The organism is Mucilaginibacter conchicola, from assembly GCF_003432115.1.
Lineage (GTDB): Bacteria > Bacteroidota > Bacteroidia > Sphingobacteriales > Sphingobacteriaceae > Mucilaginibacter > Mucilaginibacter conchicola.
Map to the genome: position 1 here is coordinate 618,210 of NZ_QWDC01000003.1, position 20,424 is coordinate 638,633.

The window sequence follows — 20,424 nt, forward strand, 5'->3', positions numbered from 1 at the left end:
TTCAATCTGATGAAAAAGGTCAAAAGTTCACTTCCTCCGATCGTGCATGCCTGTTATTTCAGTTCATCAAACAAAGGTGAGCAGTTCATCGCTTCCCACACCTTCAGTTTTCAGGAGGCCGGTTCGATGACTGTTGATGACGGGTCAAAAAAGTATCACTTTGAAGAGGGGGATTTCAGGTTCTCGGTCGGGAAAAGACTGGCCAAATATGAAAAGAAAGCACCGCCCGGCGGTGCTTTCAAAACACTGGCAATATTTTTTGATGAAGAAATGCTCAGGAAGTTCAGTGCGGAGTATGGCTATACCTCCTCCGGCAGAGCCTCCGGGGATACCTGTATCAAACTGCCTGCGCACAAGGCTTATCGCGACCTGACCGACTCACTGATCCCATACCTGCAGGCCGATCATGAGCATGATTCAGAATTGCTGGAGCTTAAGGTAAAGGAAGCTTTGCTGATCATTCTGAAGGTCAACCCAGAACTCAAGGATATCCTGTTCGATTTTAGCGAGCCCGGTAAGTCGGACCTCGAGAGCTTTATGCAAAAGAACTACCATTTCAAAGTGGATATAGAAAGGTTCGCGTTTCTGACGGGCAGAAGCCTTGCCACGTTCAAAAGGGATTTTAAAAAGATATTTGACACTTCGCCCGGCCGCTGGCTTGTCCGGCGGCGGCTGAAGCAGGCATACTACCTGATCAAGGAGGAAGGTAAACGGCCCACCGAGATCTATAACGAGCTGGGATTTGAAGACCTATCCCATTTTACCTACGCGTTCCGGCAGGCTTACGGTCTTCCGCCCTCAAAGATATGAAGGGTGCCCGTTGACAGTGTCATCACCCTTTCCTGATTTTATCGGCCTGCGGTTATATGTGCATCTCTTTGACGAGAAATTTAATGACTGGTAATCACCCTCTTAAAGACAAGGTCTGTAATTGCTGTCTCATCCCTGCGGTCGATCACGTAATCAGTGCAGTAAGTTCAGGCCCGATAATTGAGTTATCCGTTTTAAATGACATCAGTTCCGGTAGTCTTAAAAAAATATCTTTATGATACGTCAGGTTTATATTTCATTTATCGCCGCAATTATCGTTTTAACAGGCTGTCATACGCAGAAGAACGCCACTGATGCAAAAAGCGAACAATCCTACATCAGTGAGGCGCAAAAGCTGGAAGTCCATCTTTCATCCGGAAATAACAGCGGGAAAGGAAGCATTCTGTTGTCATTTACCGTAACAAATCCCACAAACAAGCCTCTGCGTTTTTGTAAGTGGGAAACGCCTTTTGAGCCTGCAATCGGTAAATATTTCGGGATCACCGATGAAAAAGGGGAGGAAGCTTTATTCAGAGGGGCTATGGCAAGGCGCGTAATGCCGCCGCCGGCTTCTGCCTTAACGACCGTTCCCGCGCACGGCAGCGTCAAAACGATCATCGACCTGGCAGATAAATACGAACTTACCGGACACCGGTATACCGTCAGCTATACGGGCGGCGGCGTAAGCGGTCTTAAGGAGGGCAACAAAATAACGCTGTCACTGTAAGACCGGTTTATGCAGCCCGGCATAATAAGAATTGAAGGCTTTGATGCCGGAACAGCGTTTTTCGGCATCAAAAGTTATTTAATGCCTGTAAACGCTAAACGTTTTTTTGACACAAGCTTCTAAGGCCTTAGCATTGCAGCAGGGTAAACTTGCGGCAGATCTCTGAAAACGGTAAAAATGTTAATGCGCAACCGGTGCGTATGAAAAAAGATTCCTCCGTGCTCAGCTTTTCTTTTAAACAGCTGATGAAGCATTCGTTTCTTTTCAAAGGCGGCGTGTCATAAAACCAGTTGATCAGATCATTACGGCTGACACCATTTTCAAGCCCGGCGAAATTTGCTGTTTCGAGGAAGTCTAAAAAATTTCGCTTCATGCTGATTACGGAGGCGGGAAGGATCTCTTCGCCCGAACGGCGGAAGATCAGCAGTTCATCACCGAACTCGCTGATACCAAAGCCCTGCTCCTTGAGCCAGCGGTAAATATTTGCTTCCTGTACTGCTGAACAGCGGCCTGTATAACCAGCCCTGCTGTCTTTTTCAAAAGAGACGAAATCCGAAAGTTCGTAGTGGTCCGGCATAGGGGATATCCTCGGTTTAAAAATAAAGCCCCTCCTGATCAATCACCAGAAATGTTGAAAATAACAGGATTGTTGAAAAATCAGCTTTCCTGAACAGGAATAAGCTGTTTTTCGAATGCCATTCTCTGCTGTCCGCGAAGTGACACCTCTCCGCAATATTTATATCCCGCTCTTTCAAATGTTCTCAGCATGGCAATATTGTCGTCACTGGTATCCACTTTTACACTGTATATGCCTTGCTCCAAGGCCAGGTTTTCGGCATAAGCCATGATCTGCCCGGCAATGCCCCTTCCCGCGTACCCTGCTGAAACCGCGATCCGGTGTACAACCATAAAATCGCCGTCCGTGAGCCATTTGCCCTGTATGTTTTCGTAAGCCGGTTCCTGATTTTTAACGATCGCGGCGTATGCGGCGACCGATCCGCCCTGCAGCAGAACGAAACCTGCTTTTTGCCTGATATCGTTCTCAATTACCCGAGGATTGGGATAGCCGTCCTGCCACTGATCGCTGCCTTCAGCCTTTCTTTTACTGATCGCATGAAGCATTATTTCCCAGATACCGGTCAGTTCGCTGGTTTTTGCCTGTCTGAATTCGTAGTTCATATCGTTTGTTTTATTTGTTGTGATGAGTGCACGCCCTGCTGCGTTTTTTTAACTGTTCCGTAAATGATCACGGAGACAAAAACGTTGATCACTGCTATAATGAGGAATACGCCGAGGAAACACATATTGCTGAATTTCTGCATGATGAAGCCTGCGATGACCGGCGTGACCGCCTGTGCAATGAGCGGCCAGCGTCCGAGTTTCCCGATCAGTACGGCGTAGCCGCTTTCTCCGAAAAGGGAGAGCGGCAGCGTTCCCCGCACTACAGAGCGCATTCCGTTACCCATCCCGAAAAGGATGACACCCGGTATCGCAAGGTTATTGCTGACCATCAGTAAGACCAGGCCCGCGAGCATCGACAGTGCCGACAGGACGGACATTTTCAGGGGCGTCGCCGGCGGCATGATCAGTTCGAGCAGGCGAACACCTGCCTGGCTTGGACCGAGAAATGAGATGATCACCAGGGATGCAGCCATGGTATGATCTTTCCCGGTAAGTATATCGATAAGGTTGATGATAACACCTGTGGTCAGCACCGCACCCATCGTAAAGCTGCAGATGAGCAGGAGGAACAGTTTCGGTTCAGGGCCTGTCGCAGTCACTTCTTTACTTTTGCTGCTTTCATCAGCCGGTGCTGAGACCTGCGGAAATACAAAAAAGTGCAGCGGAAGTATACCCAGGGCGAGAATACCGGCGTAGATGAAACAGGTATTGCGCCAACCCATATTCTCAAGCAGGTAAGAGGTGATCAGCCAGGATATGGTCGGTGCCAGGCTGGAGATCAGCGTAACCTTGACGATCATATTCCTTGTGCTCTTTCCGAAATATTTCCCGATAGAAGCAAAAAGGGCGTCATACAGGCCCATACCCATGGCAATGCCGGTTATTGCCCATGCCAGCATGAACATCCGGTAGTTGTGTGCTGATCCCATGATCAGTAAACCGGCAGCCATTACCAGGCCGGTGTACCTGAGCATATGGTTGCGCCGCAGGGATTGTATCATCCTTCCGACGAAGGGAAGTACGAGGCCGGAAATGACCATCGAAAAGGATAAGGCGCCGTAAACCATCTGGTAGGTCCAGCCTGTTTCTGCCATGATCGGTTTTGAAAGTACGGACAGGATAAAGTAGGAGCCGCCCCACAGTAATATCTGCCCGGCACCGAGTCCCAGGTTTGTAAATAACGAAGGTGTAGCTTCTTTCAGCGATAAACTTATCGTTTTCATTTTACAAAGTTCCGGCAATCCCTTATATTGGCAAAATGGTATTTTTCGATGTTTGGCATCGGTAAAAACGATAAGCATGGAACTCAGACAACTTCGTTATTTTGTCAGGACTAAGGACCTGGGCAGCTTCACCGAAGCTTCCAGGAGTTTGAATATTACGCAAAGCACACTCTCTCAGCAGGTCAAACAGCTGGAAGAAGAACTCGGGGTACTGCTGTTTGACCGTTTCGGTAAGCGGATAACCGTCACTGAAGCCGGTGAACTGTTTTACCAGTTCGCAGCCGAAAGTCTGAAAAAAGCTAATGACGGGGCTGTTCTCCTCAGAGACCTCAACGATATGAACACGGGGACGCTTAAGATAGGCGTGACCTATGGATTGAGAAACCTGTTCACCGCGGTGCTGATCAAATTCAGTGAAGCGTTTCCGGGCATCAGTGTCCGCGCGGTATTCGGGACCTCCGATGAGCTGATGGAAAAAGTAAGATCGTACGAGCTGGATCTTGCGCTGGTATTCTTCGGAGAACCCGATCAGGAATCACTGGCCTATGATACGCTTTTCAGTTCGCCCATGGCGCTGGTCTGCGCAGATGATTCGCGATTTAAGGGAAATAAAGCAGTATCATTAAAAGATATCGCCGGGCTGCCGCTGGCAATTGCCACGAAGGAATACAGCGCTGATCACTTTTTTCTGCGCCTGTTCAGAAAACACCGGCTGGAACCGGATTTTAAAATGGAGATCAATGATATTTCGGCCGTCCTCGACCTTGTCAGGACAGGGCGCTGGTACAGCATAATGGTGGAGATCACGGTCCGCGAGAGCTCACTGCACACTGTGCCGATCAAAGAGAAAAACCTGCTCAGAAAAGCGGCATTCGTCAGGCTGGCCGGTGCTTATGAAAAGAAAGCAGCGAAGGAATTTACTGCCCAGCTGCGAAAGCAGCTCCCGGAACTCATATAGGCGTTTTGAGCCTTTGAAAAGACTAAACACTAACTGGTATAAAAGGAAAAATGGATTCCGCAAATCGCTGCGGAATCCTTTTCATATAAAAACCGGATAGCCTGTGGCCGCGCTTAAAAGGCGATCACTTTCGGTTCAAGATGCATCTCGATCCCGTAAGTCCAGCCGGTGCGGCCTATGCCTGACTGCTTGAACCCGCCGAAAGGCGTTTTCGGCTCAGCGTTCACCACGGAATTGATGATCACCCTGCCGGATTCGATCTTTTTTGCAAGCTGTTTTGCGTGTTCCGCATCGCCGCTGCTGATATATGCGGAAAGACCATATATCGAGTCGTTCGCAATGCTGACCGCTTCCTCTTCAGTGCGATAGGTCAGCACCGACAGCACCGGACCGAAGATCTCTTCCCTTGCAATGCTCATATCACTGCTTACATTCGTGAAAACGGTGGGACGGACATAGAATCCTTCCAGACCGTCAGGATGTCCGGGGCCGCCGGCCAGTAAGGTAGCGCCCTCATCGATTCCCTTTTGTATATAAGACTGCACCCTCTGGTACTGCTGGGCATTGACCATAGGGCCGATCTGCGCGTCATCTGCGTACAGGTTTCCGATCTTCAGTTTGTTTACCGCATCGGTCAGCAATCCGGAAACCATCGGAAGCCTGTGTTCCGGCACGATCAGCCTTGTTCCCGCGTGACATGCCTGCCCGCTGTTACTGAAGGCGATGAGAAGTGCCCTTGGGATCGCCGCTTCAAAATCACAGTCATCCAGAAGGATATTCGGCGATTTGCCGCCAAGTTCAAGCACCAGCCTTTTCACCGTGTCTGCTGCAGACCTGGAGATCGTCTTTCCGGTCTGCGTTGACCCGGTGAAAGTGACCAGCGCAACATCGGGATGCGAAGAAAGGGCACTTCCGACCACCGCACCTGTTCCGTTAACGACATTTATCAGTCCGTCCGGGATCCCGGCATCCCGGAAACATTCTGTAAGGAGCTGCGTTTCGATCGCATTGAATTCACTGGGTTTGATCACGACCGTACACCCTGCGGCCAGTGCAGGAGCGATCTTCCCGCACATGTGGATGTAATCGGCATTCCAGGGGGTAACAGCAGCAACCACACCCACAGGCTCCTTGATGATGATGGCTTTGTCGAGTTTCTTTTCAAACTCGATCTCATCAAGCGCATGACTTGCATCCAGAAAAAACTGAGCGGCAAGGCTTGTCCTGAATTTCGTCGCTGCCATAGGCGATCCGTATTCGGCCACCGCTGCTTCATTCAGTTTATCCTGGTTTGCTGATATGGCATGGTATATTTTCTCAAGTACCGACTTCCTTTGTTCGATTGTATACCCTGAATACAGCGTGAATGCTGCTTTTGCAGCCCTTACGGCATTGTCTGCATCTGTTGCATCGCCTAACCTGACACGTCCTATGACCTTTGCCGTAGACGGATCGAAAAGGTCCTGTGTGTCGGTTCCGTTCGGCGTTACGAACTTTCCGTTGATGAATATCTGATCGATTTCAGTTAATGCTTCCATATTGACTATTATTTAAGGTGACTGTTTCAGATCCTGAAATTAAAGCGAAAATGAATAGGGAGCGGCGCGTTTGATGTTCCTCAGCAGCAGGAGAATGATGGCAGGGAAGAGCACAGGCAGCGAAAGCGATGTGATACCGACGATTATATCTGCAAGTGTCGGAAACATACCGATCATCATCAGATGATACACCAGATGGGGGATACCGAACACAAGTGACACATAAGCAGCGACCTGTATCCTGTTCTCTTCCGGCTTGATGATCGCATACATCGGCAGGCTGCCCATCGCGATAAAATATGCGCCGACGTCCCTGACCAGGTGATCGTTATAGGGCCCGAATATCTTTATCCAGTGAAATCCGAAGCCCGGGAAGTTTTCGTAAAATGAATAGGCAAAAAACAGCGCCCATATACCAATAAGTACGTTGGTGATGAACAGGTAGTAAAGAAGGAATTTAATGGTTTTCATCGATAAAATTATAATTGTTGTTTAAAGGTTTTCCGTGTCACAGCTTGTCGTTTCTTTGAAACCTGATCCAAAGCGGGCTGCTGAGACCCGGTTTATGCTGTTATTTCATAGAGGTACTGCAGATATCCCGGCAGCCGGTTAAGATACAGCCGGTTTGCCGTCTGCTTCAAAAGAACCGCCGCTGCGCGTACAAAAAGCCATGATTCATCTTCAAGATCACGAAAGACCTTTGCGTAACCTTTCCCGGCAGCAGCGCCTGTATTATCGTCATAACGGATCACCGTTTTACCGGTCTGCCCGGTAAGGAAGTACAGGTCCGGCATTCTGTCCCTGAAGTCTTTCAGGGACAGGTAATAAGTCCTGTTAAACCGTTCAGCGAGTTCCATCAGACTACGGTGGCCTTCCAGCAAATAAGGGTTGGCTAACTGGGATGTGATCAGTGCGCTTGCAATGAGCTTCGAAGGCAAGCACAGCAGGCAGATAAATTCCGGCGTATCATGATCCCGCTTTCCATGCCCGGTACAGCAGAAAATACAGCACACGGAGCATATCCCGACCGCGCTGTCTCCGCTGTGACCCGGCGGATCGACCCGGAACATATTAAATGAACAGCAATAGCACTCAGACGACATAAATTATGAATTGGCAGATGTTTCTGACCGCATATGCTGTCAGGTGCAGGGCCGGTTTATCCCTGATAAGCAGACGGGGTAATCCCCCGCCTGCATTATTTGTATAAAGAGGAGCCATGTGGCCCGCGTTACATGAAAAAGACCCGTCCGCACACCGCGGACGGATCACACATGAAACTAAACACCCAGAAATTTTTTCAGCTCCGCAGCAGCGTGAACAAAAAGCGATCTTACCTGCGGGAGATTCGCCAGCGGGTTCAACAGACCGAAATCATGGATCATACCGTTATATCTGATGGTTGTGCAGGGCACGTCCGCTTCGTCCAGCAGTCTGCCGTAAGCTTCGCCCTGGTCTCTCAGAATATCCGCCTCGGCAACCTGTATCAGTGCAGGCGGCAAGCCTTTTAACTGTTCCGGTGTAGCATTCAGAGGTGAAAGATATACTTCCTTACGCTGTGCCGGGTCTTTTGTGTAGTTGTCGAACATCCATTGCATCAGCGGGGTCGTCAGGAATCTGTCCTTCCCGAACAGCTGATAAGAATCCCAGTCGAATGTAGCATCTGTTACCGGCCACATCAGGATCTGCACCTTAAACAGCGGACCGCCGTTCTCTTTCGCTTTTATAGCGGTGACCGCTGTCATATTACCGCCGACGCTGTTCCCGACTATAGCCAGGTTCCCGCCGTCAACGCCTATCGATGCACCATTCTCCGCCACCCATTTTGAAGCGGCATAGATCTCATCGACAGCCTGCGGGTACTGCGCTTCCGGAGACGGTGTGTAATTAACGAATACGCCTGCCGCTCCGGATAGCACGACTAGGTCGCGGACCATTCTTTTGTGCGTAGGATAATCCCCCAGTACCCAGCCGCCGCCGTGGATAAACATGAAAGCGGGCAGCTGTGCTGTACCGGTATTTTCCGGCTTTACAATATTCAGCCTGATCTGATGACCGCCGGCACTGATTTCCAGTTCCGTTTCTTCGATCCCGGAATAGTCCACTTCTGCGGATCTCTGGGCCTGTACAAGCACATCGCGGGCTTCCTGCGGTGAGAATGTTTCCAGTCCGGGACCGCCCGGGCCGTTCAGGGCAGCCAGAAAGTCTTTTGTTGATTTTGAGATAGCGGGATCTTCCGAAACCGCAACGGGAGTTTGCTTTGCTGTCATGTTCGTATAGCTTTTAGATAGACATCTGCGCACAGCAGATGATGTAAAATTAAGCTGACGTTTTATCCGAATAATTGATAAATGTCAATAATCTTTGTTGAGGTGATAAAACTTTACAACATGGAAAAGGCTGCCTCAGCAGAGACAGCCTTTTTTTACGGGAAAGGGGGACATTCTCCTGTAATGATCAGTCAATAAGGATACTGTCTATGCCTTTTTCGACCGCGGTGTCTTTAATACCTTCAATAGCAGTACCCTCAATACGGAATACCTTAACATCAGTCAGACCGAGGAAGCCCAGTATCGTTTTCAGGTAAGGGCTGACAAAATCGTAACCAGCAGCTTCGCCATGCGAATAAACACCGCCAGAGGACATTGCGATATAAACTTTTTTGCCGTGGATCAGGCCTTCAGGGCCTTTCTCCGTGTAGTTAAAGGTCTCACCGATACGCGTAATGTGGTCGATCCAGGCTTTAAGCGAGGAATGTATGCCGAAATTGTAAAGAGGCGCACCGATAACGATAAAATCTGCGTTGCGTATCGCACTGATCGCTTCGTCCGAGTGAGCAAGTGCCTCTACCGCTTCCGGGCTTCTTTGTTCTGCCGGTGTATAGAAGGATGTCACATGATGTTCTTCCAGATGAGGGAAATTTTTGGAAAGAAGGTCATATTCTGTAACTGAACTCCCCGGGTAAGCATGCTGAATTTTTTCTACGATCGCTTTTCCAAGTTTGATACTGAATGATGATCCGCCGCGCGGGCTCGAAATGATATGAAGGATATTTTTCATGTCTGTTTAATATGTATTTGCTGTAATTGATGTTTTAATACTTTAACCGGCGATGGCCATGTAGAATGAAAGGTCCTGCTGAACAGCCGGGATTGCTTTGGCATCTGTCCTGTATGGTTTTCCAAGGAGATAAACCCCGACCGGCTGTGATATCCCGCGGAGTTTAAGCGCGGCACTGCTGTATCGGTTATCCTTTCCGAAGATCAGCTGACCCGCTTCCGCAGAAACCAGCAGATTGTTATTTAATGTTTTGGTTTCCGCCTGTATCCTTGCGGCAATATTCGCTGCCAGCCCCATTACCGTCATCTGTTCTTTACCTGTAAGATCAGACATGCCGACGACGACTTTTCCCTTGTGGATGCCGATCCCTGCTTCGAGAACAGTGCTGCAGTTTCCGGTAACGCGTTTTTCATTGAAAGAACCGAGCAGAGACAGTATGGCCCGGGCTGCATCATAAGCAGCCTGTACCGCTGCAGCGGGCGTTGTGCCGGTGCCAAAAGCAGCATAGATACTGTCTCCTGCGACTTCAACGATCTGGCCGCCGCATGCCCTCACTATTTTTGCGCACTCACTGAGAAAGTGACGGATCACAAAGAGAACATCATAACCATTGTTTTTTTCCATCAGGGATGTGTAGTCACGTACATCAAGAAACAGCAGTGCAAGCTCCTGTTCCTGTCCGAGACGATACCCCTGACTGCTGATCTCTGATGAGAGATCAGGGCAGTAGATCTGATCGTCTTCAAGCTTGATACAAGCCTGAAGTGCATTGATGTCCTCTGTTTTCATAATGAAGTAATTTGATCGGTTTTATGAAAAATCTATTTCCGTTATCTTCGCTTTCACCGGAAGATGCTGCTGTTTCATCTGCTTTTGTTACACGGAACAGCGCGAAGCTCCGTTTCTGACGGGAAAAGCATAAAGTGAATTTGATCCCCTGGGCAGCTAAAAAAGCGCCCAGATAACCTGTTGCCGCATTCAGCACAAGGGCAGCAATGCCTGCACGGGAAATATTTTTCCTGACACCGTGCAGCCTTATATTATGCAGGCCTGATGTTACCGTCGCTGACCGGGAATGGTCAGGATGATAAACTTCCTGAAAAATGACTGCGACGGCTTTCATAAGCTGTTGACCCTGTTTATGTATTCCTTTATCGGAACAAAACAAAGTTCAGTAATAGCCACGCGGAGAACGTTCCGGTTTTTCGGTAAATAGAACCAATTTTACCGTTGCTGCTGGTATTCCAGAGGGGACCTGCTGCTCATCTGCCTGAAAAATCTGCTGAAATGAGAACTGGTCGCAAACCCCAGTTCCATAGCGACCTCTTTAATGCTTTTGCCGGAAAGGTTCAGCAGGTACTGCGCTTCAAGATAAAGCCTGTTGTGTATGATCTGAAGTGCGGTCTGTCCGGTCTCATTTTTAACCACCTCAAGCAGATATTTAGGGGAGATACTGATCAGGTCTGCATATTCACGGACAGTCCGTTTTTCAAGGAAATGCTCATCCACGTGTTTTCTGAAATTAAAGACAATGGCATGCTGCCGGCTTGTCTGTCTCAACGTGTTTGAGCTGCATGTCTCACAAGCCCTGTTCATTTCAAACAGGATCTGTATGAGCAGGAGTCTGATGACCTGCCTGCTGAAGTTTTTTTTCTGTTTCACTTCCCGGTCTATCTGCTCAAAAAGAGATCTGAATTGCCGGAAACTATCCTCATCGAGTTCAAATATGGGCGGCTGATCGGGCCCGGTATCAAGCAGCTGTTCGATCAGTTCTTTCTTGATAAAAGATTCAGTGAGGAATTCCGGTTTAAAAAGCAGCATGTAGAGCTTAAGGTCATCCGTTTTGTCCCGGTAGGAACTGATATAGCGTGGTGACACCAGATGTATGGTCCGCGGCCTGACATCCAGGCTGAAAGGCCCCAGTGTTTTCTGCGACTCGCCCTGAAGGCATAATATGAGAATAAAAAAGTCGGTCTTTAGCGGAGGCCCTGTTTTTACGGCACCGTCATTGCTCAGCACAACGAAATCTTCGATAGAATTCGTGATGTCGAAGCTGTTCATTCCGAATCCTTCAGCCCTGTTCTCAAAAGTGATATGGGAGTTTACGGTAGTTCTTATATCCGATATCCGCGGAGGTTTGGTCATTGTTACAAATTAAACGTTTTTAAGCTTTTTTTAAAACGGTGTTTACCTGTATGAACAGCGTCACGATGTAACCGTACACAGGAAGCTGTTTTAATGCCATCCGCCACCGACAGAACGGTAAAGGTCGATCCTCGCGTCGAGCCCGGCTTTTTCTATTCCGGCGAGGTCCAGTTCGCTTTGAAGAACGCCGCTCTGGGCGATGATCACTTCCAGATAAGTTGCTTTGCCATTTTTAAACAGGAGGTTTGCGTTTGCGGTGGCCAGGCGGAGTGATGTGACTTTCTCCCGTAAAACGTCCTGCTGCCTGTCCAGCTTGCGGATACGGATCAGTGCATCAGATACTTCCTGTACAGCGGTCAACACCTGCTGACGGAACTGAATGATCGATTTTTCTCTTTCAGCTTTGGATATTTCATACCGTGTCCTCAGGGCTTTGCGCTGAAATACCGGCTGCGTGATCCCGCCCGCGACTGCACCGAAAAGGGAAGCAGGGAGGCGGAACCAGTTACTTGCCCTGAAAGCATTCAAACCGCCTTCGGCAGTAATGGTCAGGCTGGGATACATACGTGCTTTACTGTAACCGACTTCCGCATTTGCCCTGTCAACCCCGATCTCTGCCGCACGTACATCCGGACGGATACTCAGCAATTCCAGTGGTACCCCTGCGGACAGGTTTTCCTGCCTGTTAACTTTATCGAGGGTCTGCTGCCGGCTGATCGCTTCAGGAAGCTTTCCGCAAAGTACGCTGAGTGAATTTTCAGTGATACTGATCTCCTGTTCAAACCGCGGTATCAGCGCTGCAGCGGTCAGGCGCTGTGCCTCAGCCTGTTGTATCGCCATTGCCGTTACCTGGCCCGCATCATATTGCAGCCTGATCATCTTCAGCGTATTGTCGCTTAAAGCCAGGTTTTTGCGGGCGATCTCCAGCTGCGTATCCAGCATCAGCAGCTGGTAGTAGTTTTGGGATACCATTGATACGATCTTTGTCTGCAGCGTTTTTCTGGCTTCTTCGCTTTGAAGGTAATCGGCGAGCGAGGCTTCTTTCCTGCTTCGGATCTTGCCCCAGATATCTGCTTCCCAGGATATATCGACTGCTGCTGTATAGTCTTCAACATGTTTCGTCCCGAGGAACTGACCATATGTTAAGCCGTTGAGGCTGTTGTTTGAAGGCCGGTTAGAAGAAGCAGAAATCGCCAGTCCGGCCTCAGGCAGATTTCCCTGTTTTGACTGAATGAAATTCAGTCTGGCTATCTCGAGATTTTTAAGTGCGAGCCCGAGATCGTAGTTCCTGCTGACGGCGCTGTCTATCAGTGACTGAAGTTCCGGGTCAGAAAAAAAAGACCTCCATGGCAGTTTTGCAATTACAGTTGTATCTCCTTCCGATGCCGTCCGGTAACTTTCCGGCAGATGCATATCCGGTAATTTCACATCCTGTGATACACGGCAGCTTTGCATGGCTGCCAGCAGGACGGGGAGGATGATTTTTAAATAGCGTGTTTTCATGATCCGGATTTCTTTAATTGCTGGGTTTTAACAGGTCATCCATGGACGGATTTTCAAAATTCATCTCCGGATCTTTTCCCGCCGCGGGCCGTTTGCCTGCCTTTTCCTGCAAATGCTGGAAAATGACGAAAAGTACCGGAATGATCAGTACACCAAGTACGACACCGGATAACATTCCGCCGGCCGCGCCGATGCTGATAGAATGATTTCCCTTTGCAGAAGGGCCTTTGGCGGTCATCATAGGTATCATTCCCGTAATGAAGGCCAGAGAGGTCATGATGATCGGGCGCAGACGTGAACGGGCACCGTCCAGCGCTGCATCAACTAGAGAATCTCCTTTCTTACGCCTTTGTAATGCGAATTCAACGATAAGTATCGCATTCTTTGCCAGCAGGCCGATGAGCATGATGAGTGCGACCTGTACATAGATATTATTTTCAATGCCGGTCAGCCTGATCGCAGCGAACACGCCGAAGATACCGGCCGGGATACTGAGCATGACGGCGAACGGCAGGATATAGCTCTCATACTGTGCAGAAAGCAGGAAGTATACGAATACAAGGCAGAGTATGAAGACCACAGCCGATTGTCCGCCGGAAGATATTTCCTCGCGGGTCTGGCCCTGGAACTGATAGTCGAAGCCGTTCGGCAGCTCTTCCTTTGCAGTTTCTTCCACGGCCCTGATCGCATCGCCGGTACTGAAGCCGGGTTTGGGGATGGCGTTGACCTGTATGGAATTGAACAGATTGAACCGGGAAACGGTCTCTGACCCGTAAACCCGGGACAGCCTGACCAGCGTTTTTATAGGTACAGATGCCCCCGTATTGCTGTTAACGTAAACTTTGTCGATCGCCGCCGGGTCTGCTTTGTCAGCGATGTCGGCCTGAAGTATCACCCGGTAATACTTACCGAAACGGTTGAAGTCCGAAGCCTGTGAGCTGCCGAAATAGGATTGCATGGTCTGCAGGATGTCGCGTTTGCTGACGCCAAGCTGACCCGCTTTGTCATCATCTACTTCGAGCTTGAACTGCGGGTAGTCCGCACGGAACGTGGTGAAGGCATAGGCCACTGCTGGTTTCTGCATCAGCTTTGCTATAAATTTGCCGGAAACGGCGCTGAAACGATCCAGTTTGCCTCCGGATTTATCCTGCAGTACAAAGTCCAGTGCCTCTACGTTACTGAACCCCGGTACGGTAGGAAATTCGAAAACAAAAAAACTGCCCCCGGGGATACCGGACAGCTGCCCGCGGATACTTTCCTGTATGGCATCGATGTCTTTCACCGGACCCCGTTCCTTATCATCATTCAGCAGGACGAACACCACACCGGCGGAGGGGCTGCTTGAATTGGTCAGCAGGTTCAGCCCCGATACGGAGAACACGAACCTTGAAGCAGGCAGTGCACGAAGTTTTGCTTCCGCTTCGCCGATCACCTTGGCTGTTCTTGAAAGCGAGGTGCCCGAGGGCGTGGATACGGAGATCGCAATAAAGCCCTGGTCCTCGGTAGGGATAAAGCCGGTTCTGGTTGTCCTGACAAGGTATACGGTGAAAGCCGTGATCAGGATGAGTCCGGCCATCGCGACCCCTTTGTGGGCGGTCAGGTAGCGCAGTCCTCCGGTATACCTTTCAGTAAGCGATTGAAAGCTTCTGTTGAAGCCCCGGTTGAATTTTGCAACGAATCCCTGTTTCTCCGGGCCACCGTTGTGTTCATGTCCGCTTTTCAGAAAGAGGGCAGCCAGCGCAGGGCTGAGGGTCAGGGCATTGACGGCGGATATCACTATCGCAATGGCCATCGTGAAAGCGAACTGTCTGTAAAATATACCTGTTGAACCGGTCATAAAGCCTACGGGCAGAAATACCGCTGCCATGACCAGTGTGATCGAAATAATAGCGCCTGATATTTCATGCATAGCCGACACCGTAGCGGAACCTGCATCCAGATGTTCCTCCTCCATCTTGGAATGGACCGCTTCTACCACGACGATAGCATCGTCCACAACGATACCGATGGCGAGAACGAGCGCGAAGAGCGTGAGCAGGTTGATGGACAAGCCGAACAGGTTCAGAAAGAAGAATGTGCCCAGAATTGCTACAGGGACGGCGATCGCGGGGATCAGTGTTGACCGAAGGTCCTGAAGGAAGACGAACACGACGATGAACACCAGCACAAAGGCCTCGATAAGCGTATGTTGCACCTGACTGATCGATTCATCAAGTGAGGTTTTGGTCCGGTAAAAATTATTATAGTGAATACCCTGCGGGAAATTCTTTGATGCTTTCTGCATAAGCCTGTCGAGGGCGATCTGTATATCGTTCGAGTTCGAGCCGGCAAGCTGAATGATGCCGAATCCCATCGCCAGGCTGCCGTTTGCATGTGAGGTGCTCGTATATGAATATGCGCCAAGTTCCAGGCGGGCCACGTTCTTTAACCTGAGAACTGATCCGTCCGGATTTGTTCTCAGTGGAATATTGCCGTATTCCTCCGGGGTAATGAACTTTCCCTGGTACTTGATCACAAATTCAAAGGACTCATCACTTCTTTCCCCGAATTTACCCGGTGCAGCTTCAAGATTTTTATCCTGTATGGCCGCCTGTACGTCCCCCGGCGTAATATGATAAGCAGCCATTTGTCCCGGATTAAGCCAGATACGCATCGCATAATCGCTGACGCCGCCGAAGACAACCACCGAAGCGATACCGCGGATCCTCTTTATTTCCGGAATGATATTGATCTGTGCATAGTTGGTCAGGAATGCCTGGTCATAGCGCTTCGGATCGGTAGAATAGATCCCGATCGCCGATACAAAGCCGTTGCGTTGCTTGATCGTGGTGATACCCTGCTGGAGTACTTCTGCGGGGAGCTGGCTTTGCGCCGTACTTACCCGGTTCTGCACATTGATCTGTGCCTGGTCAGGGTCAACACCCTGGTCAAAATAAACGGTTACCGATAATGTTCCGTCATTGCTTGCCGTGGAGCTCATGTAGGTCATTCCTTCGACACCGTTGATCGCCTCTTCGAGAGAAGGCGCCACGGACCTCAGGATAGTTTCTGCGTTTGCTCCGGGATATACTGCCGATACAAGCACCGCAGGCGGTGCGATATCAGGGAACTGCTGCAGCGGCAGTTTAAACAGACCAAGTACTCCGAGGATCACCAGAATAACAGATATCACCGTGGAGAGGACAGGCCTTTCTATGAATTTTTTAAACATAACTATCAGGTTTGTTGTGATCAGTTCCGGGCGATCGCCTCCGGCTGTAATTTTGTTTCTACGGGTTTAATGAGCGCACCGTCCTGCAACCTGTCGAAGCCGCTGAGGACGATAAGTTCCCCCGGGGTCAGGCCCCCGCCGACAAGATATTTGTCACCGTTCTTACCGGTGACGCTGATGAATTTTCGCCTAACTTTATGATCGCTGCCGACGACGTAAACAAATATTTTGTCCTGGAGGTCGACTGTCGCGGAAGCGGGGACCTGTATAACATCCGCATGCACGAGGGCCATTTTTACCTTACCCGTATTCCCGGTCTTCAGCAGCCCCTGCTCGTTACTGAAGGTCGCACGCAGTGTGATCGCGGCCGTGCGCGGATCGAATTGTCCGTCAACCATATCTACCCTGCCCGGAATGCCGTAAACTGTTTTATTTGCGAGCAACAGCTTAACGGGAGCGAGGTGCTGCAGTTTATCCCTTACGCCATTCCCCGGATATTGTTCCTTGAAATTCACGAAATCCTCTTCCCCCAAAGAAAAATAAGCACGTACAAAGCGGGTATCTGAAAGCAGGGTCAGCGCAGTAACATCGGCAGGGGATATGATGCTTCCCTGTTTTTTTGGTAATCTCCCTATGTATCCCGGTGCCGGTGCTTTAATGACCGTATAGCCCAGATCGATACGTGCGGATCCCAGCTGCGCCCGGGCCTGTGCGAGATTTCCTTCAGCGGTCTGCATGACCGCTTTTGCTGCTTTGAGCTGGTAATCCGCAACCACTTTGTTCTGAACAAGGGGTATGAGCTTTTCGACCTCTAACCTGGCATTGTTCAGGTTTCCCTCCATGGACAGAACTGATGCTGCCGCACTCGCGAGCTTCTGCCTTAACGGGCGGTCGTCGATCGCAAACAACGGCTGTCCCTTTCTTACGTAAGCCCCTTCATCAACGAAGGTTTTTTCCAGTATTCCTTCTATCTGGGGCCGGATCTCCACATTGACCGCGCCTTCCAGGGTCGCGGGGTATTCCTGATAGGTTACAGCTGAACCAGAGGCGACCCTGCTGACCGGTAAGCTTTCCGGTACGGGCTGCTGCGGAGAGGGGCGGGAGCAACCCGCAAGGGCAATTGCCAGCAAAGAGTATAAAGTAATGTTTTTCATAGCGTCTTTATCGGTTTCTAAACGACTACAAAGTTGAAAGCGGAAACCGCCGCGGTTTATTGACAAAGGGCAGAAAATATTATTGATAAAAGTCAATGCCCCTGGGCTCATCGAGCGGACCATGCCCGAATCTTGACTTTTGTCAAGATATTTTCATGCCTTTTATCATCGGATAACTATGGTCATTGGGCGAATTTTGAACTGATGGAATGACCGGACGGCAAACAGTCCTGCGGGTGTCGGCCCGACGCAGGACAGACTTTCCGGCCATATGATTCCGCTAATCCCGATCATCAGTTAATTCAATGCAAGATGTTTTATAAATACGCCGTAATCTTTATTCTTTCAGCAGTTTTCAGCCTTTCGGTGCCGGAAGTACTTTGTGCACAATCAGGCAGTACCGGCTTTCCCGACAGCATAACAGTGAGCATTCGTCCGCGGTATGACAAAGCAGGCGGTTTGCATCGCCGGCTGTTCGGCCGCAATTACAGGAAAGAGTGGGCAACACCGGTAAAGCTTCCGCTGATAAGGATCTCCGCGGTTGCGGGAGGACTTACGCCGGTTAAGGAAGGAGGAGGGATGCAGTCCACCTCACTCCGGCTGACAGACGCCCGCGGACAGGGCTGGGTCATGCGGAGTGTCGAGAAAAGTCCCGATAAAATATTGCCGGAAGAGCTTCGGCAGACCTTCGTACTTGACTGGTTTGATGATGCCATGAGCAGTCAGCATCCCTACGGGGCACTCGTCATGCCTCCGCTGGCTGAAGCAGCAGGCGTTGCGCACACCAATCCGGTTATCGGGGTTGTCGTGAAGGACCCTGCTCTGGGTGAGTATAACGGAAAGTTTGAGCGTATGGTCGTTCTGCTTGAAGAAAGGGAACCGGAGGGAAAATCGGATAATACGGTAAAGATGCAGTCAAAGGTGCTTGCCGACCATGATTACCGGATAGACGGGCAAAATTTTTTAAAGGCAAGAATGCTCGACCTGCTTGTCGGTGACTGGGACAGGCATGAAGAACAATGGCGCTGGGTGCTCAGGAACAGCGGGAAGACAAAGACCTATACGGGTATCCCGCGGGACCGCGACCAGGTGCTCCACGTACAGGAAGGTATAGGACCTTCAATAGCGTCGGTATCCTGGATCAATCCTCTCCTGGATGATTTTGACGGCGATATCCCGCGGCCGAAATATTCACTGGCCAAAACACGTTTCATCCAGCCATATCCTGATTTTCAATTCTCTTACCAGGACTGGATGCAGGCGGCCCGGGATTTTGTCAGCGCCGAGAATGATACGGTTCTTTTTAATGCGCTCAAACGTCTGCCGCCGGAGATCTACCGCATCAGGCATGCCGAGCTTTATGAGAAGCTGAAGAAACGGCGCGATCATATCCCCGGAGCGATGGACAGCTATTTCAGGTTCGTCAACAGGGTCGTTGATCTGCGCCTTTCCGATAAGGGTGAACGGGTCGCAGTAACCGATGCCGGAGATGATAAAATGAGGGTCAGAATTGAGGCCGTGAACAGCAGGGGCATTCCGACTTCGGTGCTTCTGGATATGGTTTACGATCCCAGGATCACCGGGGAGATCAGGATCTATGTGGAAGGGGGCAGTGACCGGGTAGATATCAATGTGAAAAGATCACCGATCAGGCTCAAGCTGATCGGACGGAACGGAAATAAAGAATATGCGGTTCGGTCATCGGTAAAGAAAGTAGGGATCTACAGTCAGCCCGACAGTCTCAGTCTTACAGGGCAAAAAGCTGACTACCGGGCGCATTTATCAGCGGACACTGCCAATACACATTTCGTCCAGAATAATCCGTATAACGTATGGATGCCGCTGGCGATGGCCGCAGGGAACAGGGATGACGGGTTTCTGCTCGGCGCAGGTTTCCGGTATATACGGCACGACGGTTTCCGAAAGCTGCCGTACGCTACGATGCAGCAGCTGATGGTCACCCATTCCTTTGCGACCTCGGCGTTTCGTGTGAATTATCACGGCGAATGGGTGCAGGCCGTGGGTAAGGCAGATTTTATGATGGATGCCGTGGTGAACGCCCCCAATAACACGCAGAATTTCTTCGGCAGGGGTAATGAAACGCCGCTGATGAAATTTCCCGGCTACCGGACCTTTTACCGGACACGGTACGACACTTACCGTTTCGAACCTGCTCTGCGCTGGTGGCTCGGTAAATCAACATCCCTGAGTGCAGGGCCCGGTTTTGAATTCTATCATATGGACCCTGCCGAAAATGCCGAGCGTTTTGCCGGCTCCTCATCTTCGGGGATCCGCGGATACGACAGTACGACACTCAGCCGGGACAAGGCTCATCTTGGTCTCTCCCTGCTTTTTAAAACCGACCGGAGAGACCAGCGGCTTTTGCCTTCAGAAGGATTTTATTTTGAACTGAATATCAGCGCATATAAAGGACTTAACAGCTACAGCCGTTCATTCCTGCAGATCACACCGGAGCTGACCTGGTACCAGCGTCTTGATCATGCCGGCGCTCTGGTCCTAAGCGACCGTGCCGGCGGAGGTATCACTGCCGGAAGCCCTGCATTTTACCAGTCCCTTTTTCTGGGGGGACAGGGGAACCTGCTTGGTTATCTTCAGAACAGGTTTGCGGGTGACCATATGGTCTACAATAATTTCCAGGCGCGTCTGCGGCTGTTCCATGTGGCCAGTTACATTATGCCCGGCGAGCTGGGGCTGATAGGATTCAGCGACACCGGCCGCGTCTGGGTAAAGGGGGAGAGCTCAGAGAAATGGCATAACGGGGCAGGCGGAGGGCTTTATTTTGCACCTGCCGGTTTAACGCTCGTACAGGTGCTTGCCGGTCACTCGTCCGAGGGATGGTACCCTTATGTATCGCTTAATCTCCGGCTTTAACCGAAGGAAATAGAAATATCT

The 20,424-nt window shown here is 50.2% G+C and carries 18 protein-coding genes; 4 read left to right on the plus strand and 14 right to left on the minus strand.

Going from position 1 to position 20,424, the window contains the following annotated elements:
* The first annotated feature begins 9 nt into the window (after positions 1–9).
* Together D0C36_RS19490 and D0C36_RS19495 are read left to right on the plus strand one after the other, a co-directional pair.
* Positions 10–810: a helix-turn-helix domain-containing protein gene (locus D0C36_RS19490; protein WP_117393331.1), complete on the plus strand. Its 801-nt coding sequence runs from the start codon at positions 10–12 to the stop codon at positions 808–810.
* 235 nt (positions 811–1,045) lie between these two features.
* Positions 1,046–1,537, plus strand: coding sequence for a hypothetical protein (locus D0C36_RS19495; protein ID WP_117393332.1), 492 nt, complete (start codon positions 1,046–1,048; stop codon positions 1,535–1,537).
* 127 nt (positions 1,538–1,664) lie between these two features.
* On the opposite strand, the gene D0C36_RS19500 is transcribed toward D0C36_RS19495, so the two are convergent.
* From D0C36_RS19500 to D0C36_RS19510, 3 genes are all read right to left on the minus strand, one after another.
* Positions 1,665–2,114 (minus strand): hypothetical protein, encoded by a 450-nt coding sequence (locus D0C36_RS19500; RefSeq protein ID WP_117393333.1) that lies wholly within the window; start codon positions 2,112–2,114, stop codon positions 1,665–1,667.
* Between the two features lie 80 nt (positions 2,115–2,194).
* Positions 2,195–2,716: a GNAT family N-acetyltransferase gene (locus D0C36_RS19505; RefSeq protein ID WP_117393334.1), complete on the minus strand. Its 522-nt coding sequence runs from the start codon at positions 2,714–2,716 to the stop codon at positions 2,195–2,197.
* Positions 2,713–3,942 carry an MFS transporter gene (locus tag D0C36_RS19510; RefSeq protein WP_158557149.1) on the minus strand — a complete coding sequence of 410 codons (1,230 nt, stop codon included), beginning with the start codon at positions 3,940–3,942 and terminating at the stop codon, positions 2,713–2,715. The genes D0C36_RS19505 and D0C36_RS19510 overlap by 4 nt, the downstream gene beginning before the upstream one ends.
* 76 nt (positions 3,943–4,018) lie before the next feature.
* On the opposite strand from D0C36_RS19510, the gene D0C36_RS19515 reads away from it, so the two are divergent.
* A complete protein-coding gene (locus D0C36_RS19515) occupies positions 4,019–4,900 on the plus strand; it encodes a LysR substrate-binding domain-containing protein (RefSeq protein ID WP_117393336.1) in 882 nt (293 codons plus the stop codon).
* Positions 4,901–5,013: 113 nt separating this feature from the next.
* Here D0C36_RS19515 and D0C36_RS19520 read toward each other — a convergent pair whose 3' ends face one another.
* From D0C36_RS19520 to D0C36_RS19565, 11 genes are all read right to left on the minus strand, one after another.
* On the minus strand, positions 5,014–6,438 hold the full coding sequence (locus D0C36_RS19520; protein WP_117393337.1) for an aldehyde dehydrogenase family protein: 1,425 nt from the start codon (positions 6,436–6,438) through the stop codon (positions 5,014–5,016).
* 39 nt (positions 6,439–6,477) lie between these two features.
* Complete coding sequence (locus D0C36_RS19525) at positions 6,478–6,909, minus strand: hypothetical protein (RefSeq protein WP_117393338.1); 432 nt, start codon at positions 6,907–6,909, stop codon at positions 6,478–6,480.
* A 92-nt stretch (positions 6,910–7,001) separates the two neighbouring features.
* Complete coding sequence (locus tag D0C36_RS24405; RefSeq protein ID WP_147322054.1) at positions 7,002–7,508, minus strand: hypothetical protein; 507 nt, start codon at positions 7,506–7,508, stop codon at positions 7,002–7,004.
* Between the two features lie 210 nt (positions 7,509–7,718).
* The gene (locus D0C36_RS19535) at positions 7,719–8,708 is read right to left on the minus strand and encodes an alpha/beta hydrolase (protein WP_117393340.1); all 990 of its coding nucleotides are present in this window, start codon (positions 8,706–8,708) and stop codon (positions 7,719–7,721) included.
* Between the two features lie 187 nt (positions 8,709–8,895).
* Positions 8,896–9,498, minus strand: a complete 603-nt coding sequence (locus tag D0C36_RS19540; protein WP_117393341.1) for an FMN-dependent NADH-azoreductase — start codon at positions 9,496–9,498, stop codon at positions 8,896–8,898.
* 42 nt (positions 9,499–9,540) lie between these two features.
* On the minus strand, positions 9,541–10,287 hold the full coding sequence (locus D0C36_RS19545) for an adenylate/guanylate cyclase domain-containing protein (RefSeq protein ID WP_117393342.1): 747 nt from the start codon (positions 10,285–10,287) through the stop codon (positions 9,541–9,543).
* A complete protein-coding gene (locus tag D0C36_RS24410; protein ID WP_147322055.1) occupies positions 10,241–10,621 on the minus strand; it encodes a hypothetical protein in 381 nt (126 codons plus the stop codon). Before D0C36_RS24410 ends, D0C36_RS19545 begins: the two co-directional genes overlap by 47 nt.
* Before the next feature lie 101 nt (positions 10,622–10,722).
* On the minus strand, positions 10,723–11,643 hold the full coding sequence (locus tag D0C36_RS19550; RefSeq protein ID WP_117393343.1) for a helix-turn-helix domain-containing protein: 921 nt from the start codon (positions 11,641–11,643) through the stop codon (positions 10,723–10,725).
* Positions 11,644–11,733: 90 nt separating this feature from the next.
* Positions 11,734–13,146 carry an efflux transporter outer membrane subunit gene (locus D0C36_RS19555; RefSeq protein WP_117393344.1) on the minus strand — a complete coding sequence of 471 codons (1,413 nt, stop codon included), beginning with the start codon at positions 13,144–13,146 and terminating at the stop codon, positions 11,734–11,736.
* 13 nt (positions 13,147–13,159) lie between these two features.
* Entirely contained in the window at positions 13,160–16,357 is a 3,198-nt protein-coding gene (locus D0C36_RS19560; protein WP_117393345.1) for an efflux RND transporter permease subunit, read from the minus strand.
* 20 nt (positions 16,358–16,377) lie between these two features.
* Positions 16,378–17,511, minus strand: a complete 1,134-nt coding sequence (locus tag D0C36_RS19565; protein WP_117393346.1) for an efflux RND transporter periplasmic adaptor subunit — start codon at positions 17,509–17,511, stop codon at positions 16,378–16,380.
* Positions 17,512–17,823: 312 nt separating this feature from the next.
* Here D0C36_RS19565 and D0C36_RS19570 point away from each other — a divergent pair, with 312 nt between their 5' ends.
* Positions 17,824–20,403, plus strand: coding sequence for a BamA/TamA family outer membrane protein (locus D0C36_RS19570; RefSeq protein ID WP_117393347.1), 2,580 nt, complete (start codon positions 17,824–17,826; stop codon positions 20,401–20,403).
* The last annotated feature ends 21 nt before the right edge of the window (positions 20,404–20,424 follow it).

Bases quoted from the DNA above. Each gene is read 5' to 3' on its own strand.
- D0C36_RS19505 (WP_117393334.1), bottom strand. From the start codon at position 2,716: ATGAACTACGAATTCAGACAGGCAAAAACCAGCGAACTGACCGGTATC.
- D0C36_RS19540 (WP_117393341.1), bottom strand. From the start codon at position 9,498: ATGAAAAATATCCTTCATATCATTTCGAGCCCGCGCGGCGGATCATCA.
- D0C36_RS19490 (WP_117393331.1), top strand. From the start codon at position 10: ATGAAAAAGGTCAAAAGTTCACTTCCTCCGATCGTGCATGCCTGTTAT.
- D0C36_RS19520 (WP_117393337.1), bottom strand. From the start codon at position 6,438: ATGGAAGCATTAACTGAAATCGATCAGATATTCATCAACGGAAAGTTC.
- D0C36_RS19565 (WP_117393346.1), bottom strand. From the start codon at position 17,511: ATGAAAAACATTACTTTATACTCTTTGCTGGCAATTGCCCTTGCGGGT.
- D0C36_RS19560 (WP_117393345.1), bottom strand. From the start codon at position 16,357: ATGTTTAAAAAATTCATAGAAAGGCCTGTCCTCTCCACGGTGATATCT.
- D0C36_RS19555 (WP_117393344.1), bottom strand. From the start codon at position 13,146: ATGAAAACACGCTATTTAAAAATCATCCTCCCCGTCCTGCTGGCAGCC.
- D0C36_RS19515 (WP_117393336.1), top strand. From the start codon at position 4,019: ATGGAACTCAGACAACTTCGTTATTTTGTCAGGACTAAGGACCTGGGC.
- D0C36_RS24410 (WP_147322055.1), bottom strand. From the start codon at position 10,621: ATGAAAGCCGTCGCAGTCATTTTTCAGGAAGTTTATCATCCTGACCAT.
- D0C36_RS19545 (WP_117393342.1), bottom strand. From the start codon at position 10,287: ATGAAAACAGAGGACATCAATGCACTTCAGGCTTGTATCAAGCTTGAA.
- D0C36_RS19495 (WP_117393332.1), top strand. From the start codon at position 1,046: ATGATACGTCAGGTTTATATTTCATTTATCGCCGCAATTATCGTTTTA.
- D0C36_RS19550 (WP_117393343.1), bottom strand. From the start codon at position 11,643: ATGACCAAACCTCCGCGGATATCGGATATAAGAACTACCGTAAACTCC.
- D0C36_RS19535 (WP_117393340.1), bottom strand. From the start codon at position 8,708: ATGACAGCAAAGCAAACTCCCGTTGCGGTTTCGGAAGATCCCGCTATC.
- D0C36_RS19500 (WP_117393333.1), bottom strand. From the start codon at position 2,114: ATGCCGGACCACTACGAACTTTCGGATTTCGTCTCTTTTGAAAAAGAC.
- D0C36_RS19570 (WP_117393347.1), top strand. From the start codon at position 17,824: ATGTTTTATAAATACGCCGTAATCTTTATTCTTTCAGCAGTTTTCAGC.
- D0C36_RS24405 (WP_147322054.1), bottom strand. From the start codon at position 7,508: ATGTTCCGGGTCGATCCGCCGGGTCACAGCGGAGACAGCGCGGTCGGG.
- D0C36_RS19510 (WP_158557149.1), bottom strand. From the start codon at position 3,942: ATGAAAACGATAAGTTTATCGCTGAAAGAAGCTACACCTTCGTTATTT.
- D0C36_RS19525 (WP_117393338.1), bottom strand. From the start codon at position 6,909: ATGAAAACCATTAAATTCCTTCTTTACTACCTGTTCATCACCAACGTA.